This window comes from Vibrio sp. Y58_MX_L22, from assembly GCF_024181865.1.
Lineage (GTDB): Bacteria > Pseudomonadota > Gammaproteobacteria > Enterobacterales > Vibrionaceae > Vibrio > Vibrio alginolyticus.
Window position 1 is genome coordinate 67,821 of record NZ_JAMZAN010000012.1, and the last position, 15,558, is coordinate 83,378.

Genomic DNA, 15,558 nt, shown 5'->3' on the forward strand with positions numbered 1-15,558 from the left:
CATGCAACAAACACGTAAAACTGAATTATGGGTTGGCAGCTTTGTATTAGCGGGAATTTGCGCGATTCTTGTGATGATTTTTCAAGTTGCTGACGTAAAAAGCATTGGCTCTGGTGATACTTATACCCTCAAAGCCGAGTTCGATAATATTGGCAGTTTAAAAGTTCGTTCGCCCGTAAAAGTGGGGGGCGTTGTGATTGGTCGAGTAAGTAGTATTTCGCTTAACCCAGACAACTTATTGCCAGTTGTAACACTATCTATCAATAGTAAATACAATCAGTTCCCAGAAACGTCGAGCGTACAAATTTTGACATCTGGCCTGATTGGTGAGCAATACATTGGTTTAGTACCTGGCTTCGTTTTTGATGATGAAGTCATGCTGGTGGATGGTGATACCATCGAAGACACCAAATCGGCGCTTGTGCTTGAAGACTTAATTGGTCAAGTACTATACAGCGTAGGTGGTTCAGACGACTCAAGTAAGGAATAACTATGTTAGCGAGATTACTACTTTCAGTTTGTGCTGTGTTTAGCGTATTTGGAGCAACAGCAGCAGAGGTGGATAAAACTGAACCTTATAAGATGATGAAGCAGGTAGCTGAAGTCACGTTCGAAAGATTGAAAGCCGAACAGCCGAAAATCAAACAAGATCCAAATTTACTTAAAGTGATCGTTGAAGAAGAGCTAATGCCTTACGTCAACTACCGCTATGCAGGGTTAAAACTTCTTGGTCCAAACTTAAAAGGTGCTAAGCGTGAAGATGTACTTGAGTTTATCGATGCATTTCGTGCTTACCTGATTGCGTCTTATGCACAAGTGTTGACGCAATACTCTGACCAAAAAATTGAGTTTGGTCCTGAGCCTAGCATTGATGACTCTAAGCGTATTACAAGCATTAAAGTTGATATCATCGATACTCCGCGTCCAAACATCAAACTTGAGTTTAAACTGCGTAAAGACAACCAGTCTGGTGAGTGGGAAGCATTCGATATGATTGCAGAGGGCATTAGTTTGCTTTCTAGTAAACAATCCGAATGGAACAGTAAAATTCGTCAAGAAGGCATTCTATCTGTTGCTAAAGACTTAGAAAAATTGGCCGCAGAACCGATCCGCTTCGAGGCGAAGAAATAATGGCCCAGACTCCCGCTCAGTGGCAATTGGATCAAAACATTCTTAAGCTAACAGGGGCACTTGATAGAGACACAGTGCCTTCATTGTGGGCCTATGCACAGCAATGGCAACCTGCTCAATCGGAGCTGGAATGCTCGCTAAAAGAGATAGAGCGCGTCGACTCTGCAGGAATGGTGATGTTAATCCACTTATTAGAGCATGCAAAAAAGCAAAACTGTCATATAATGCTCAGTTTCGTGCCGGCGCAACTGCGCACTTTGTTTCAACTGAGCAATGTTGAATCTTTAGTGGCCAAACACATACAGAATTATCAGGGGTAAATTGTGGATAGCGCAAAAGTACAACAGTTATTAGAAGAAGCACTAAACCTTCAAGAAGTGCATGTGAAAGGTGAAGGTAGCCACTATGAAGTGGTTGCTGTTGATGCTTGTTTCGATGGAATGAGCCGCGTTAAGAAGCAGCAGCTAATTTATGCTCCTCTGATGGAATACATCCAGCGTAACGACATTCACGCATTATCAATCAAAGCGTTCACACCAGAAGAGTGGGCTCGTGATAAGAAATTGATGTCGCTTTAAGGTTTATTGATGGAAAAGTTTCGAGTTATTGGGTCAGATAAACCACTAGTTGGTGAAGTGACCATTTCAGGTGCAAAAAACGCAGCACTGCCGATTTTATTTGCGTCTATCTTGGCGGAAGAGCCAGTAGAAGTGGCAAACGTACCACACCTTCGTGATATCGATACAACCATGGAATTGCTTAAGCGTTTAGGCGCGAAAGTAAGCCGCAATGGCTCTGTTCATGTTGACCCAAGCAGTATTACAGAATACTGCGCGCCTTATGATTTGGTGAAAACCATGCGTGCTTCTATTTGGGCTTTGGGTCCTTTGGTGGCGCGCTTTGGTCAAGGTCAGGTTTCTTTACCAGGCGGTTGTGCCATCGGTGCCCGTCCTGTGGATCTGCATATTTCTGGTTTAGAGCAGCTTGGCGCAACCATTACATTAGAAGATGGTTATGTGAAAGCAGAAGTGGATGGTCGTCTAAAAGGCGCGCACATCGTGATGGATAAAGTCAGCGTAGGCGCGACGATCACCATCATGTGTGCGGCAGCGCTGGCGGAAGGCACAACAACACTAGATAACGCTGCGCGTGAGCCTGAAATCGTCGATACCGCTGATTTCCTAAATAAGCTTGGCGCAAAAATCTCTGGCGCTGGCACAGATACCATTACGATTGAAGGTGTTGAGCGCCTAGGCGGTTGTAAACACAACGTGGTTGCTGACCGTATTGAGACGGGAACATTCCTTGTCGCAGCAGCAGTATCTGGCGGTAAAGTGGTATGTCGCAACACTAATGCTCATTTGCTTGAAGCGGTTCTCGCCAAGCTGGAAGAAGCTGGCGCGCTTGTCGAAACGGGTGAAGATTGGATCTCCGTTGATATGACCGACCGCGAGCTAAAAGCGGTAAGTGTACGTACTGCGCCACATCCTGGTTTCCCGACGGATATGCAAGCTCAATTTACGCTTCTGAACATGATGGCGAAAGGTGGCGGCGTGATCACAGAGACTATCTTTGAAAACCGCTTTATGCACGTACCAGAACTCATGCGTATGGGCGCTAAAGCTGAGATCGAAGGCAATACGGTTATCTGTGGTGATGTTGAGTCACTCAGCGGTGCGCAAGTGATGGCAACCGATCTACGAGCTTCGGCTAGTTTGGTTATTGCAGGTTGCATTGCTAAAGGCGAAACCGTCGTTGATCGTATTTACCATATCGACCGTGGTTACGACAAAATCGAAAATAAACTGGCTGCACTTGGCGCAAATATTGAGCGAGTGAGCTAGGCAAGTTAAACTGCACCGCAGGTAACTTGGATATCAAGAGAGCCGAAACCTGAGTTTCGGCTTTTTTATATCACTCTCATGACCATATTTTCCCTTTATGGAAAGAGAGATATTAATAGCTGTATCTGGCAAAAGCCGGTTCCTGGAGAACAAGAATGATTGCACTGTTACGTGTATTTGCTGTCGCTATCTTTGCGATTGTTATGTTTATTGGTGGTTGTGGTTACTGCCTATTAAGCCCTAGAAATCCTAAGCACGTTTTCACTTTTGGCCGTTTGTTTGCCAAGATGTCTCGTGTGTTTGGGATTAAGTTAGAGTTGCGTATCCCTGAAGATGCGTATTCACGCGGCCAACATGTTTACATTGCTAACCACCAGAACAACTGGGACATGTTTACTGTTTCTGCGGCTGTGACTCCGAAAGTTGTGACAGTAGGTAAAAAGAGCTTGGCTTGGATGCCACTGTTTGGTCAGCTTTACTGGCTTACGGGTAACATTCTGATTGACAGAGCGAATCGTTCTAAAGCAAAAGGTACTATCGATCAGGTAGTGAGCAGCATGAAAGAAAGTGATGTTTCGGTGTGGATGTTCCCAGAAGGCACGCGTTCTCGTGGGCGTGGTTTGCTGCCATTCAAAACAGGTGCTTTTCATGCGGCAATTGGTGCAGGTGTGCCAATCATTCCTATCGTATGTAGCTCGACGAATAAAATTAAGCTGAACCGTTGGAACAATGGTCATGTGATTGTTGAAATGCTACCTCCAATCAGCACTGAAGGCTATGGTAAAGAGGGCATTCGCGAGTTAGCGAATATCTGTCGTGAACAGATGAAAGAGAAGCTTGAATCGTTAGATGAAGAAGTCAAACAGCGTAATGCTGCTTAAGTTTTACTGCGATATCATCACGAAAAGACAATAAAAAACGGGTAGCCTGAGCTACCCGTTTTTTTATGTTTGTCAGCAAGTGCAATTATTTGCGAACAGCGATTGCTTCAATCTCGATGCCAACATCTTTTGGTAGGCGAGCCACTTCTACACAAGAGCGTGCAGGGTAGTTTGCTACGCCGTGCTCATCAAAGAACTTGCCGTAAACTTCGTTCACTGTGCCAAAGTCATTTAGGTCTTTAACAAAAACCGTTAGCTTTACAATATCAGATACTTTAAGACCTGAAGATTCAACTACAGCCTTTACGTTTTCTAGAGACTGACGAGCTTGTTCTGCGATATCAGCAGACACTTCACCTGTCGCTGGGTTTACTGGGATTTGGCCTGAAGTAAGAACCATGTTACCTAGATCTACGCCTTGAACGTAAGGACCGATTGCTGCTGGTGCAGACTCAGTGTGAAGTACTTTCGTCATTTGATTTTTTCCATCAGTTGTAGGGAATAAAGATTCTCAGTTTGCCTCTAAACCCTCGGTAGGTAAAGAGCAAAATACCCTGACATTGCAGGGTATTTTAAACGTATCACAGCCTAGTCGTGCGGCGTGTTTATCGCTCGGTTACGATCTCGCGTGAGAACACTTTCTCGCAGTATTTACACTTTAGGCGGATTTCTTGTTTCTTCTCGAACACGCTAAAGCTGCTTTCTACTGGTTCATTATGAGAAATACAGTTTGAATTCGGGCATTCAAATACATCATTGATGCGCTCAGGAAGCTCTAACGCGAGCTTTTTCACCACTTCATAATTCTCGATTTGATTCACGGTCGCGTGAGGAGCATACAACGCTAGCTTGCTCGCTTGCTCTTCATTGATAAACACATTTTCGATTTTGAGTAGATCTTTATGACCGAGTGCTGATGATGGCAAGTTCAGTCCAATCGTTACGCGTTGTGATGAATTGTGCATATCGAACAGTCTTAATACTTTGATGCCGATTTGCGCAGGGATGTGGTCGATGACCGTACCATTTTTGATTGCTTCTACCTGCAATTGAGTTTCTTTAGCCATGATTTTTCCCCTCGATTACAGTGTTTCGTTTAGAACAAGCGCCAGCAGTGCTTGGCGAGCATACACGCCATTTTGAGCTTGCTGAAAGAAGTAAGCATGAGGCGTTTTATCAACATCAGTTGTGATTTCATCCACACGTGGTAGTGGGTGCAGTACTTTCAAGTTCTCACGCGCGCCTTCTAGTAGTGCCGCCGTTAGGATGTAAGCCGACTTAATATGTGCGTATTCCGATTCGTCAAAGCGTTCTTTCTGTACGCGTGTCATGTACAAAATATCCAGTTCAGGAATCACACTTTCCATGTCTGTGTGTAGGCTATATTGAATGCCAGCTTCGTCTAGTTCTTCGCAGATGTAATCTGGCATTGCCAGCGCATCTGGTGCAACAAAGAAGAAGCGGATGTTGTTAAACTTTGCTAATGCTTGAGTCAGTGAGTGCACTGTGCGGCCATATTTTAGGTCACCTACGAATGCGACGTTCAGGTTGTCTAGACGCCCTTGTGTTTCCGCTATGGTGTATAGGTCGAGTAGCGTTTGAGTTGGGTGTTGGTTTGCACCGTCGCCCGCGTTGATCACTGGCACGCCATTTGAAAATTCAGAGGCCAAGCGAGCGGCGCCTTCTTGTGGATGACGCATCACAAAGGCATCGACGTAAGAAGAGATGACTTGTACTGAATCTGCGAGTGTTTCGCCTTTTTTCGCCAGAGAGGTATTACCATCATTATCAAAGCCAATCACGTCACCACCAATGCGCTGAATCGCTGTTTCAAACGATAAACGTGTACGTGTTGATGGTTCAAAGAAACAACTTGCAACGACTTTGTTTTTAATCAGTTCTGGTCGAGGTGCTTTTTTAAGGCTACCTGCTGTTTCTACGATAAGTTCCAGTTCTTCGCGTGAAAGCTCTGGAATAGAGATGATGTGCTTCTGGTAAAGCGAGTTCGCCATGATCTTCTTCCCTATAACATTGATGACTACATCCAAATAACCGAAAGGAATTTTGGACATAAAAAAACCTCCCCAATGGGGAGGTTTTAAAATTCAATAGAATTAACGAAAATAACACCACGTAAGCGTAGTCGCTTAGCGAGAGCAAATCGCGTTTTTACGTCAGCAATCAGCGTGGTCATTTCTTAATCCTCAGACAAATTGCCGAGCATTATACGCTTAACTTTCGTGAGCGCAAGCGATTACATCATGGTTTTTATCGGCTGTTTTTGCGCGCTGGTTTAGCTTCCTAGCGTCGCAACCATCACGGCTTTGATGGTGTGCATACGGTTTTCAGCTTCGTCGAATACGATGGAGTATTCTGATTCAAATACCTCTTCTGTTACTTCAAGGCCTTTCATGCCGTATTTTTCAGCGACTTCTTTGCCGACGGTGGTTTCATCATTGTGGAAAGCTGGAAGGCAGTGCATGAATTTCACATGTGGATTACCCGTTTGCTTAATCACGTCCATATTGATTTGATAAGGTGTCATTAACGCTACACGTTCATCCCATGCCTCGGCAGACTCACCCATAGACACCCAAACGTCGGTGTATAGGAAGTCACAACCTTTCACACCTTCCTCAACGCTTTCTGTTAACGTGATTTTTGCTCCGGTTTGTTGCGCGATAGTTTGACAAGTTGCCACGAGCTCTTCTTCAGGCCAGAACGCTTTTGGCGCGACAAGGCGAATATCCATGCCCATTTTCGCTGCGCCCACCATAAGTGAGTTACCCATGTTGTTGCGTGCATCACCTAGGTAAGCGAAGGTTATTTCATGTAGCTGTTTACCACGGCCGTGCTCTTGCATGGTCAGGAAGTCAGCAAGGATCTGGGTTGGGTGGAACTCATCCGTTAAACCATTCCACACTGGAACACCAGCATAAGTACCAAGCTCTTCAACAATGGATTGGCCAAAGCCTCGGTATTCAATCCCGTCGTACATACGACCAAGAACACGAGCGGTGTCTTTCATTGATTCCTTATGACCGATCTGCGAGCCAGAAGGGCCGATGTAAGAGACTTGAGCACCTTGGTCAAAGGCAGCGACTTCAAACGCACATCGGGTACGAGTCGAAGATTTCTCAAAGATTAGTGCGATGTTTTTACCTTGAAGTGTCTTCTGCTCTGTTCCTGCATATTTAGCTTTTTTCAGCTCTGCAGACAGTTCGAGCAAAAACTGGATTTCTTTGGTTGAGAAGTCCAATAGCTTCAAAAAGTTGCGGTTACGTAAATTGAAAGCCATAGCTCGTCCCTTAGTACATGTGATTAGATTAATAGAATCCATTAAAACATATAAATGCTTTTATTGTGAATAATTATTTTCAACTGAAGCTAAAAAAGGTTGATGTATTCACATCAACCTTAGTTTTGATTCACCTAATGTAAAGGGACGAGTAAGTTATATATCGTCTCGTTCTATTGGACAGCTCATACAGCGAGCGCCACCGCGACCACGACCAAGCTCGTTACCAGGTACTGTCAGTACTTTGATGCCAGCTTTATCGTATTTTTCGTTGGTGTATACGTTGCGTTCGTAACCAATTACTACGCCCGGTTTTACAGTTAGAACGTTATTGGCATCATTCCATTGTTCGCGTTCCGCTTCATAACTGTCGCCACCAGTGGTGATGATTTTCAGCTGATCTAAGCCAAGAGCGGACTCAATCGCGTGCAGATAGTTATGTGAGGCTTCAACATGCATTTCACCGTTGCCTTTTGGTGTTAAGCGCCATGTGTCGAGATCTTTGCGCATGATCTCTGGGTAGACAGAGAAAGTATCTACATCCATATGGGTCATCACAGTGTCTAAATGCATACATGAGCGGTGTTTAGGCAGATCAATTGCAATAACTTCGGTAGCTTGGCCTGCTTTAAATAGGCTCGCTGCAAGGTTCTCTACACCTTGAGCAGTCGTACGCTCAGACATACCGATAAGAACTGCACCTTTACCAATAACCAACACATCACCGCCTTCGACATTCGCATTATCATAATGCAGATCATCGTCACCGAAGTATTTGATAAAATCTTGGCCAGCAAAAATTGGGTGCCAACGATAAATCGCACGTAAGTGGTTTGTTTCACGTTGGCGTGCAGGCATCATCATTGGGTTGAGCGATACACCACCATAAACCCAACATGAGGTATCACGAGTAAAGAGGTGATTAGGCAGTGGCTCAATAACAAAGTCGAGAGGACGCTTCATTTTTGGCAGCATAGAAGATGAGGAGATCGGTAGCTCTGAGTAAGCTAAGCCACCTAAAAAGATGCAGGCAAGATGTTCATCATCCATTTCTGAAAAGTATTGGCGTAGGTCTCGCGCAAATGTTGGCCCGTAGCGAAAGTCAGAAATCTGAGTGTTCAGCAGCCATTGTTTTGCTTCTGGAACGGCGAGGGTTTCGACCAGTAAATCGTGGAGGAGAAGCACTTCAACGTCTTGCTCGCGCAGCGTACGTGCGAATGCATCGTGCTCTTCACCTGCCGCTTCTACAGCAAGAACGTCATCAAATAGCAACTCATGACAGTTTGACGGAGTTAAGTGGGTTAGGGCGCGTTCAGGGCGATTTAATAGAACTCGTCGAAGTTGACCAACTTCTGATCCAACGTACAGCTTGCTCATTTTGTATCCTTACAAATTTTCCAGCCATTAGTTATGACAAGCTTCCTAGAAAGATGCAAGTTATCAAGCTTTGTTTATATTCTGGTGTTTCTGGTTTTGTGAGTTTTTTATTTTTATTTTGATTCTTATGAAATTTATTATTAGATATAAATGCTATTTTACTAAAATTAGAGTGCGTGCGTTTTTATTCTAATTTTCCCGTTGAGAAAGAATACACGCACAGTGCATAAAACGTGCATTTTTATTCTAAACTATGCATTATTAAAGTGAATTTATTCGTTATGCTTCTTCGTTTTACACGTGAGTGTATTCAAGAAAGCATCATAAACACGCATAGAAAGAGAAAATAACCACATTAAGTGTCAATTAGGATGTTCTGAATATTAAAAAATGCCATTCTTTGTTAATTTTTTGTTTCTTTGTGTGGTCGGTTTAATATTTAGATTCAAATAACCGATAAGAATCGCAGTGGTATGATGTTTGTTTGTGGCTTTTCATCGCAATCCATGCCATATTTCACCGGATCAGCATACTCAGTATCGGGTATTGTGTTTCCATCAAGTAACTAATCTGGAGCCAAAACATGTCTCACGAAGATGAATATCTATCAGTAGAAGAATTAATTGAGATTCAAAAGGAAGAGACTCGCGATATCATTGCAGCATTGCTAGAAGATGGCAGCGATCCAGATTCGCTATACGAAATTGAGCACCACCTGTTTGCAGAAGATTTTGACACGCTAGAAAAAGCGGTAGTTGAAGCATTCAAGATGGGCTTTGAAGTTCTTGAAGCAGAAGAAACTGAAGATGAAGATGGTAACAAGTTGCTTTGCTGTGATGCGACTATGGAGTCCGCACTTGACGCAGAAGCAATTGATGCGCAAGTTGAAAAATTGATTCACTTGGCAGAAAAATACGACATCATCTATGACGGTTGGGGTACGTACTACGAAGGCGAAGATGCGCTTTACCCTGAAGAAGATGAAGACGGCGAGTAATCAAAGCTCACTACTTTTGGAAAAACCAGCGTTTAACGCTGGTTTTTTTATACCTTGAAAAACTGACGAATGTGGAGACGATAAATAATTCACATTGAGTTTATAGGGGATTTCTCCCTATAATGCGTGAAAATTGATCTAGCTCAAGGTGTATATGCAACTCTCACTCGCCGGTTTATGGCAAGTCTCTCCACTGACGGACCTTTCTATCCCACAGGATGACATTACTTTCCCTGCTCCTTTGAGTCAGGTATTGCCAGCTGAACTGACAGAAGAAGCAATTCGTCAGCAAGAGTGGCACCTGATGCATGACATTGAAGTGGACGAATCCATGATGGCATTCCCAGCGGTAGAAATGGTGTTGGGTGGTGTGGATTACCATGCAGAAGTGCGTTTGAACGGAGTAGCATTGTTTGACTGTGACGGTTCTCAAAATGTCTACAAGAAAGACATTCGCCCGTTCATGCAGATGGGGCGCAACCGTTTTGAGATCCTATTCCTTGAGGAAGAAGAAGATCTTCTGTTGGATGAGGATAAACCGGAGTTGTGTTCACTTGCAGATCATGAATACCAAAAGAGTGACGAGCGCTTAGGGGTATGGCAAGAGCCGTATCTGCAGTTTATTCGCAATGTGCGTTTAGACCGCGTGGCTACCGAACAGATTTGGCACCACGGTGGTGGTTGTGAGTTTAAGGTGGATTTGTACTACCAAACTTTTGCGCCGGGTTTAGTATCGGCATCGGTTAAGTTCAATGGCATGACTTACCATATTCCTATTGATGTCCGAGCGGAGCATGCGAGCGCTTTATTCCAGATCGAAGCGCCAAAGTATGCCGATCTTACTGATCCTGATCCAAGTGATCTCTACCAGTTGTCTGTTGAGTTGGATGGGCAGCACCAAAACTTCACTGTTGCCTTGAGCCAGGAGCTTTGTGTTACCCATGTTGTGCTTTAACGTCTAATAATATTATCTATTACAGCATCTTAAGCATTACGACTTCACATGCATCATGCCCTGTTTGTCCAAGCGGGGCATCGAGATGCTCAAAGCCTAGCTTTTCATACAAGCTTACCGCTTCTCTCAGACATTCAGTTGTCTCTAAATAGCACTGCTGATACCCAAATTGTTTCGCCAATTGTAAGCTCAATGCGACGATGCGTTTGGCTAAACCGTGTCCTCGTGTTTGAGGTAAGAAGTACATCTTTTGTAGTTCACACACATTTGGCTCGCCAGCTAAAGGGGCAAAGCCACCGCCACCAACGATCTCTCCGCGATGTTCAATGACCCAATAGGCGGCCCTGTTTTGATTGTACACCGAATACATATCATCAAGCGTTGGATCGGCCACACCATAACCTTTGTCTGCGGTTAAGCCGTATTCTGCAGAGACTTTACGAATCACATCTGCGACTTGCGGGTTGTCTGCTTTAGTAAGAGGTCGAAGAACGTATTCCTCCGCCTGACACACTTTTGTTAGCCCTTTTAGGTAAGTCTCTAGACCAAGTTTGAGTTGCTCTTGCTCGCTGTCATCGAGTTGGGTAAGCAGTTGTTCAAAGAAGTGGTTTTGCTGTTGGTCCAGTTGCGATAACGCCTGTTGGCCTTGCTCTGTAATCGCGACGAGTTGACTACGTTTGTCTTTTGGGTTTTCGATGCTCTCGACCAAACCTAATTTAATCAAACCAGTAACGGTTCGGCTCGCGTTGGACTTGTCGACATTAAGCTGCTGTGCCAGCTGATTGATGGTCAATGGCTGCAATTGGATTTCACCCAATGCGTGCGCTTGCACTGGAGTGAGAGCGACATCGCCGCATTGTTTATCAAGCATACCAAGCAATCGGACGGCTTGACGGGAGTAGTGTCGAAGTTGACGAGCGTTCATTATCACTTACCTCTAAAAATAAAGTTGCGCACCGCAATTAAATTAATTGCGGTACGCAACCTTGTCAATGGTAAATGTCATTTTTCTTGTTAGGAGACGTAGTGAGCCTCCATGTTTAAGCGTGGTGATGTAAACAAAACTGCGGTGCTGGAGCTTTTTCTGATGATTTACGCATCCATACTTTCTCGTGGAAGTAGTAAGCCACCGTGTTCAAACTCGGCTCTAGCATCGCCATTACGCCGCCGACAAATGCATCACCTGTTAGTAAGTAAACCACGGTAAAAGCGACGCTGAAGTGCACGGTCGCAAAGCTTGCGGTTTTTAATTTGGTCATCCACTGACGAGCTTTAAGTGCTGGGACTTTTGCCCATGCCTTTTCATGAAAGTAGAAGGCTACGGTGTTCACTGAAGGCTCAATCATGGCAATTAAACTACCAATTAGAATGTCGCCTGTGAGTACGTAAGCGACACTAAATGCGATAGTAAAATGCAGTGCTGCGAAAGTTAGTGTCTTTTTCATGATAATTACTCAATCGTGTTTGTTTCGATGAGTCCATTATCGATAATAATTCTCATTAATGCTAATGGATGATGAGTATTGTTGCGATAGGGGAAAGCTATTGATGATGGTTTTTGGTGAAAGATATACAAAAAAGGTTGACCATGATGGCCAACCTTTGGATTCAAAGTGAGAAGTGTTAGTTCTTCTCTTTCACTGAGGCTTAAAGTGCAGCGATCGTTGTCTTCTGCTCTTCTAGCTTAGCTAGTGTCTCTTTGTAGCCTTCAAGCTTCTCACGCTCTTTAGCAACAACAGCTTCAGGTGCTTTCGCTACAAAGCCTTCGTTGCCCAGTTTGCCTTCGATACGCTTGATTTCGCCGTGCGTCTTCTTGATTTCGCCATCTAGACGAGCAAGCTCAGCATCTTTGTCGATCAGACCTGCCATTGGGATCATTAGCTCAGACTTAGCAACCAATGCTGTTGCACACGCTGGCGTTTCTTCGTCAGCAGCAAGTACGCGTACAGATTCTAGTTTCGCTAGAGACATTAGTACTTGTTTGTTTGCTTCTAGACGCGCAGCGTCTTCTGCGTTTGCTGCTTTCAGCATAACGTCAAGCGGCTTACCAGGGTTGATGTCGTATTCAGCACGTAGGTTACGGATGCTGGTAATGAACGCTTTCACCCATTCGATATCACCTAGCGCTTCTTGGTTGAAGTTTGCTTCGTCGAATTGAGGCAGTGCTTGCAGCATGATTGTCTCGCCTTCTACACCTTCAACTAATGGCTTGATGCTTTGCCAGATAGTTTCAGTGATGTAAGGAATCACTGGGTGAGCTAGACGTAGCGTCTTCTCAAGAACCGTGATGAGTGTACGGCGAGTACCACGCTGTTGCGCTTCAGTACCTTTCCATAGAACGGGTTTAGTTAGCTCTAGGTACCAGTCACAGAATTGGTTCCAGATGAATTCGTAAAGCGTGTTCGCAGCCATATCTAGACGGAAGTTGTCGATATGGTTGTTGAACGCTTTCGCTGCAAGTTCAAACTGAGACTCGATCCATTTGTCTGCTAGTGAGTATTCAATCTCACCACCGTTGAAGCCACAATCTTGCTCTTCTGTGTTCATCATTACGTAACGGCTTGCGTTCCATAGTTTGTTACAGAAATTACGGTAACCCTCAAGACGCTTCATATCCCAGTTGATATCACGACCTGTTGATGCCATTGCTGCAAGAGTGAAACGCAGTGCGTCTGTACCGTATGCTTCGATACCGTTTTCAAACGTCTTACGAGTGTTCTTCTCGATCTTCTTCGCTAGTTGAGGCTGCATCATGTTGCCACAACGCTTCTCTACGAGAGACTCTAGGTCGATACCATCGATCATGTCGATTGGGTCAAGTACGTTACCTTTCGACTTAGACATCTTGTCGCCGTTTTCGTCACGGATTAGACCAGTAACGTAAACCGTTTTAAATGGTACTTGTGGCTTGCCGTTTTCGTCTTTCACGAAGTGCATGGTCATCATGATCATGCGCGCAACCCAGAAGAAGATGATGTCGAAACCAGTTACTAGAACGTCTGAAGGGTGGAATACTTTCAGATCGTCAGTTTGCTCTGGCCAACCTTGAGTACCGAACGTCCATAGTGCAGAAGAGAACCACGTATCCAGTACGTCTTCGTCTTGGTGAAGTTCAATGACAGACTCTAGGTTGTTGTTCTTACGAACTTCTTCTTCAGTGCGACCTACGTAAACATTACCTTGGTTGTCGTACCAAGCTGGGATGCGGTGACCCCACCATAGCTGACGAGAGATACACCAGTCTTGAACGTCACGCATCCAAGAGAAGTACATGTTTTCGTATTGCTTAGGAACGAATTGGATGTCGCCGTTTTCTACTGCTTCAACTGCGGTTTTCGCTAGAGGCGCAGTACGTACGTACCATTGGTCAGTTAGCATTGGTTCGATAACCACGCCACCACGGTCGCCGTAAGGAACTTGTAGATCGTGATCTTTCACTTCTTCAAGTAGGCCTAGCTCGTCGAATTCAGCAACGATAGCTTTACGAGCGGCAAAACGCTCCATACCGTGGTATTTAGCTGGTAGCTCAGTGCTGTAAGCGTCGCTTGCTTCGCCGTTAGTGTTGAATACTTCTGCTGAGTCGCGGATGTTCGCGTCGAAAGTCAGAATGTTGATCATTGGTAGCTGGTGGCGCTTACCAACTTCGTAGTCGTTGAAGTCGTGCGCAGGTGTGATTTTCACACAGCCAGTACCTTTTTCCATATCTGCGTGCTCATCGCCCACGATTGGGATGCGACGATCAACGATAGGAAGGATGATTTCTTTACCTATAAGATCTTTGTAACGTGGATCTTCTGGGTTAACTGCAACACCCGTATCGCCTAGCACGGTCTCTGGACGAGTCGTTGCAACAACGATGTAGTCTTTGCCATCCGCTGTTTTAGCGCCATCTGCTAGTGGGTAGCGGAAGTGCCACATGTGACCTTTAGTGTCTTTGTTCTCTACTTCTAGATCTGAAATCGCTGTGTGTAGCTTTGGATCCCAGTTAACCAGACGCTTACCGCGGTAGATTAGATCGTCTTCGTATAGACGTACGAAGACTTCTTGAACGGCGTTAGATAGACCATCGTCCATCGTAAAGCGTTCACGATCCCAGTCTACAGATGCGCCAAGACGACGAAGCTGCTTAGTGATAGTGCCGCCAGATTCGCCTTTCCATTCCCAGATTTTGTCGATGAAAGCTTCACGACCGTAATCGTGTTTTGTTTTGCCTTCTTCTGCAGCGATCTTACGCTCAACAACCATCTGAGTTGCGATACCAGCGTGGTCAGTACCTACTTGCCAAAGGGTGTTTTTACCCTTCATACGTTCACAACGGATAAGCGTATCCATGATCGTATCTTGGAACGCGTGGCCCATGTGTAGGCTACCAGTGACGTTCGGTGGCGGGATCATGATGCTGTATGATTCTTTAGTAGTGTCACCGTGTGGCTTAAAGTAGCCTTTCTCTTCCCAAGTCTGATACAGAGCTTGTTCGATTGAAGTTGGGTTGTATGTCTTTTCCATAGCGCTCTTTTAATGGATACGTTGATGGTTGAATCTTAGTCAATCTTTATAAGTGAGGGATCTTAACAAGATCGCCTTAACTATAAGGATTGACCGTTAAGGATATTGAATTTCGATCGTTTGCAGCTGGTAACCTGCTTGACGGTAAATTTTATATCTTTCTCTTGCGAGTTGTTTAGCTTTTTCTTCGCAGGGCACGAAGTCTACCACTTGAGCAAACTTGTTCGCAAAGGTTGTCTCATTTTCCGCCAAATTAATTACCAGCTGACGGTTCCAATTAGGTTTTACACCTTCATGGCCGATTTCAATATTGGTGGCGTATTTCGGTCCCTCGCCTACGAGGTTATGTGCCATGAACTTGTCTGCATCAACTTGCCAAAAGGCTTCAGCGAGCTGCTCGGCGTGTGGTTTGTCTTGGCAGTTTAAATACACTTTAGCGCCTTGGCGAGCAAAGTGCTGAGCCAAAAACACGATGTATTCTTCAAAGCCAGCCACCGTTGCTTGCGGGCTCTCTTCGTTAATGATGTAGAAGGTTGCAGTTTGCATCATTCTCTCACTTGCCTTGGGTC

18 protein-coding genes are annotated in these 15,558 nt (G+C 44.8%); 8 read left to right on the plus strand and 10 right to left on the minus strand.

Annotation, left to right across the window (positions count from 1 at the left end; all coding sequences use genetic code 11):
• Position 1 precedes the first annotated feature (1 nt).
• The 6 genes from mlaD (at position 2) to NL626_RS20475 (ending at position 3,856) form a co-directional block, all read left to right on the plus strand.
• The gene (gene mlaD / locus NL626_RS20450) at positions 2 to 490 is read left to right on the plus strand and encodes an outer membrane lipid asymmetry maintenance protein MlaD (protein WP_005381099.1); all 489 of its coding nucleotides are present in this window, start codon (positions 2 to 4) and stop codon (positions 488 to 490) included.
• Positions 491 to 492: 2 nt separating this feature from the next.
• The gene (gene mlaC, locus NL626_RS20455; protein WP_005381098.1) at positions 493 to 1,131 is read left to right on the plus strand and encodes a phospholipid-binding protein MlaC; all 639 of its coding nucleotides are present in this window, start codon (positions 493 to 495) and stop codon (positions 1,129 to 1,131) included.
• Positions 1,131 to 1,451, plus strand: coding sequence for a lipid asymmetry maintenance protein MlaB (locus tag NL626_RS20460; protein WP_005381093.1), 321 nt, complete (start codon positions 1,131 to 1,133; stop codon positions 1,449 to 1,451). The genes mlaC and NL626_RS20460 overlap by 1 nt, the downstream gene beginning before the upstream one ends.
• Positions 1,452 to 1,454: 3 nt before the next feature.
• A complete protein-coding gene (gene ibaG / locus NL626_RS20465) occupies positions 1,455 to 1,709 on the plus strand; it encodes a BolA family iron metabolism protein IbaG (RefSeq protein ID WP_005381092.1) in 255 nt (84 codons plus the stop codon).
• Between the two features lie 9 nt (positions 1,710 to 1,718).
• The gene (gene murA, locus NL626_RS20470; protein ID WP_005388419.1) at positions 1,719 to 2,975 is read left to right on the plus strand and encodes a UDP-N-acetylglucosamine 1-carboxyvinyltransferase; all 1,257 of its coding nucleotides are present in this window, start codon (positions 1,719 to 1,721) and stop codon (positions 2,973 to 2,975) included.
• Positions 2,976 to 3,130: 155 nt separating this feature from the next.
• Positions 3,131 to 3,856: a 1-acylglycerol-3-phosphate O-acyltransferase gene (locus NL626_RS20475; RefSeq protein WP_005381088.1), complete on the plus strand. Its 726-nt coding sequence runs from the start codon at positions 3,131 to 3,133 to the stop codon at positions 3,854 to 3,856.
• A gap of 85 nt (positions 3,857 to 3,941) precedes the next feature.
• Here the strand turns inward: NL626_RS20475 and NL626_RS20480 are convergent, their stop codons facing one another.
• From NL626_RS20480 to arcA, 6 genes are all read right to left on the minus strand, one after another.
• Positions 3,942 to 4,331, minus strand: a complete 390-nt coding sequence (locus NL626_RS20480) for a RidA family protein (RefSeq protein WP_005381087.1) — start codon at positions 4,329 to 4,331, stop codon at positions 3,942 to 3,944.
• 130 nt (positions 4,332 to 4,461) lie between these two features.
• Positions 4,462 to 4,923: an aspartate carbamoyltransferase regulatory subunit gene (gene pyrI / locus NL626_RS20485; protein ID WP_005381086.1), complete on the minus strand. Its 462-nt coding sequence runs from the start codon at positions 4,921 to 4,923 to the stop codon at positions 4,462 to 4,464.
• Positions 4,924 to 4,938: 15 nt separating this feature from the next.
• Positions 4,939 to 5,868: an aspartate carbamoyltransferase gene (gene pyrB / locus NL626_RS20490; RefSeq protein WP_005381085.1), complete on the minus strand. Its 930-nt coding sequence runs from the start codon at positions 5,866 to 5,868 to the stop codon at positions 4,939 to 4,941.
• 86 nt (positions 5,869 to 5,954) lie between these two features.
• Complete coding sequence (locus tag NL626_RS20495) at positions 5,955 to 6,050, minus strand: hypothetical protein (protein WP_005381084.1); 96 nt, start codon at positions 6,048 to 6,050, stop codon at positions 5,955 to 5,957.
• Between the two features lie 99 nt (positions 6,051 to 6,149).
• Positions 6,150 to 7,154: an ornithine carbamoyltransferase gene (locus tag NL626_RS20500; RefSeq protein ID WP_230238644.1), complete on the minus strand. Its 1,005-nt coding sequence runs from the start codon at positions 7,152 to 7,154 to the stop codon at positions 6,150 to 6,152.
• 156 nt (positions 7,155 to 7,310) lie between these two features.
• The gene (gene arcA, locus NL626_RS20505; RefSeq protein ID WP_005381082.1) at positions 7,311 to 8,531 is read right to left on the minus strand and encodes an arginine deiminase; all 1,221 of its coding nucleotides are present in this window, start codon (positions 8,529 to 8,531) and stop codon (positions 7,311 to 7,313) included.
• 583 nt (positions 8,532 to 9,114) lie between these two features.
• Between arcA and rraB the strand changes: the two genes are divergently transcribed.
• Both rraB and NL626_RS20515 read left to right on the plus strand, forming a co-directional pair.
• On the plus strand, positions 9,115 to 9,528 hold the full coding sequence (gene rraB / locus NL626_RS20510; RefSeq protein WP_005385523.1) for a ribonuclease E inhibitor RraB: 414 nt from the start codon (positions 9,115 to 9,117) through the stop codon (positions 9,526 to 9,528).
• A 154-nt stretch (positions 9,529 to 9,682) separates the two neighbouring features.
• Positions 9,683 to 10,483 (plus strand): hypothetical protein, encoded by an 801-nt coding sequence (locus NL626_RS20515; RefSeq protein ID WP_104975633.1) that lies wholly within the window; start codon positions 9,683 to 9,685, stop codon positions 10,481 to 10,483.
• Positions 10,484 to 10,502: 19 nt separating this feature from the next.
• On the opposite strand, the gene NL626_RS20520 is transcribed toward NL626_RS20515, so the two are convergent.
• From NL626_RS20520 to NL626_RS20535, 4 genes are all read right to left on the minus strand, one after another.
• Positions 10,503 to 11,408, minus strand: a complete 906-nt coding sequence (locus NL626_RS20520) for a bifunctional helix-turn-helix transcriptional regulator/GNAT family N-acetyltransferase (protein ID WP_017636182.1) — start codon at positions 11,406 to 11,408, stop codon at positions 10,503 to 10,505.
• Positions 11,409 to 11,523: 115 nt separating this feature from the next.
• On the minus strand, positions 11,524 to 11,928 hold the full coding sequence (locus NL626_RS20525) for a DUF2061 domain-containing protein (RefSeq protein ID WP_005381078.1): 405 nt from the start codon (positions 11,926 to 11,928) through the stop codon (positions 11,524 to 11,526).
• Between the two features lie 202 nt (positions 11,929 to 12,130).
• On the minus strand, positions 12,131 to 14,989 hold the full coding sequence (locus tag NL626_RS20530; RefSeq protein ID WP_253657690.1) for a valine--tRNA ligase: 2,859 nt from the start codon (positions 14,987 to 14,989) through the stop codon (positions 12,131 to 12,133).
• Positions 14,990 to 15,085: 96 nt separating this feature from the next.
• On the minus strand, positions 15,086 to 15,535 hold the full coding sequence (locus NL626_RS20535) for a DNA polymerase III subunit chi (protein ID WP_031777270.1): 450 nt from the start codon (positions 15,533 to 15,535) through the stop codon (positions 15,086 to 15,088).
• Positions 15,536 to 15,558 lie beyond the last annotated feature (23 nt).

Bases quoted from the DNA above. Each gene is read 5' to 3' on its own strand.
- mlaD (WP_005381099.1), top strand. From the start codon at position 2: ATGCAACAAACACGTAAAACTGAATTATGGGTTGGCAGCTTTGTATTA.
- mlaC (WP_005381098.1), top strand. From the start codon at position 493: ATGTTAGCGAGATTACTACTTTCAGTTTGTGCTGTGTTTAGCGTATTT.
- NL626_RS20460 (WP_005381093.1), top strand. From the start codon at position 1,131: ATGGCCCAGACTCCCGCTCAGTGGCAATTGGATCAAAACATTCTTAAG.
- murA (WP_005388419.1), top strand. From the start codon at position 1,719: ATGGAAAAGTTTCGAGTTATTGGGTCAGATAAACCACTAGTTGGTGAA.
- NL626_RS20475 (WP_005381088.1), top strand. From the start codon at position 3,131: ATGATTGCACTGTTACGTGTATTTGCTGTCGCTATCTTTGCGATTGTT.
- NL626_RS20480 (WP_005381087.1), bottom strand. From the start codon at position 4,331: ATGACGAAAGTACTTCACACTGAGTCTGCACCAGCAGCAATCGGTCCT.
- pyrI (WP_005381086.1), bottom strand. From the start codon at position 4,923: ATGGCTAAAGAAACTCAATTGCAGGTAGAAGCAATCAAAAATGGTACG.
- pyrB (WP_005381085.1), bottom strand. From the start codon at position 5,868: ATGGCGAACTCGCTTTACCAGAAGCACATCATCTCTATTCCAGAGCTT.
- NL626_RS20495 (WP_005381084.1), bottom strand. From the start codon at position 6,050: ATGACCACGCTGATTGCTGACGTAAAAACGCGATTTGCTCTCGCTAAG.
- NL626_RS20500 (WP_230238644.1), bottom strand. From the start codon at position 7,154: ATGGCTTTCAATTTACGTAACCGCAACTTTTTGAAGCTATTGGACTTC.
- arcA (WP_005381082.1), bottom strand. From the start codon at position 8,531: ATGAGCAAGCTGTACGTTGGATCAGAAGTTGGTCAACTTCGACGAGTT.
- rraB (WP_005385523.1), top strand. From the start codon at position 9,115: ATGTCTCACGAAGATGAATATCTATCAGTAGAAGAATTAATTGAGATT.
- NL626_RS20515 (WP_104975633.1), top strand. From the start codon at position 9,683: ATGCAACTCTCACTCGCCGGTTTATGGCAAGTCTCTCCACTGACGGAC.
- NL626_RS20520 (WP_017636182.1), bottom strand. From the start codon at position 11,408: ATGAACGCTCGTCAACTTCGACACTACTCCCGTCAAGCCGTCCGATTG.
- NL626_RS20525 (WP_005381078.1), bottom strand. From the start codon at position 11,928: ATGAAAAAGACACTAACTTTCGCAGCACTGCATTTTACTATCGCATTT.
- NL626_RS20530 (WP_253657690.1), bottom strand. From the start codon at position 14,989: ATGGAAAAGACATACAACCCAACTTCAATCGAACAAGCTCTGTATCAG.
- NL626_RS20535 (WP_031777270.1), bottom strand. From the start codon at position 15,535: ATGCAAACTGCAACCTTCTACATCATTAACGAAGAGAGCCCGCAAGCA.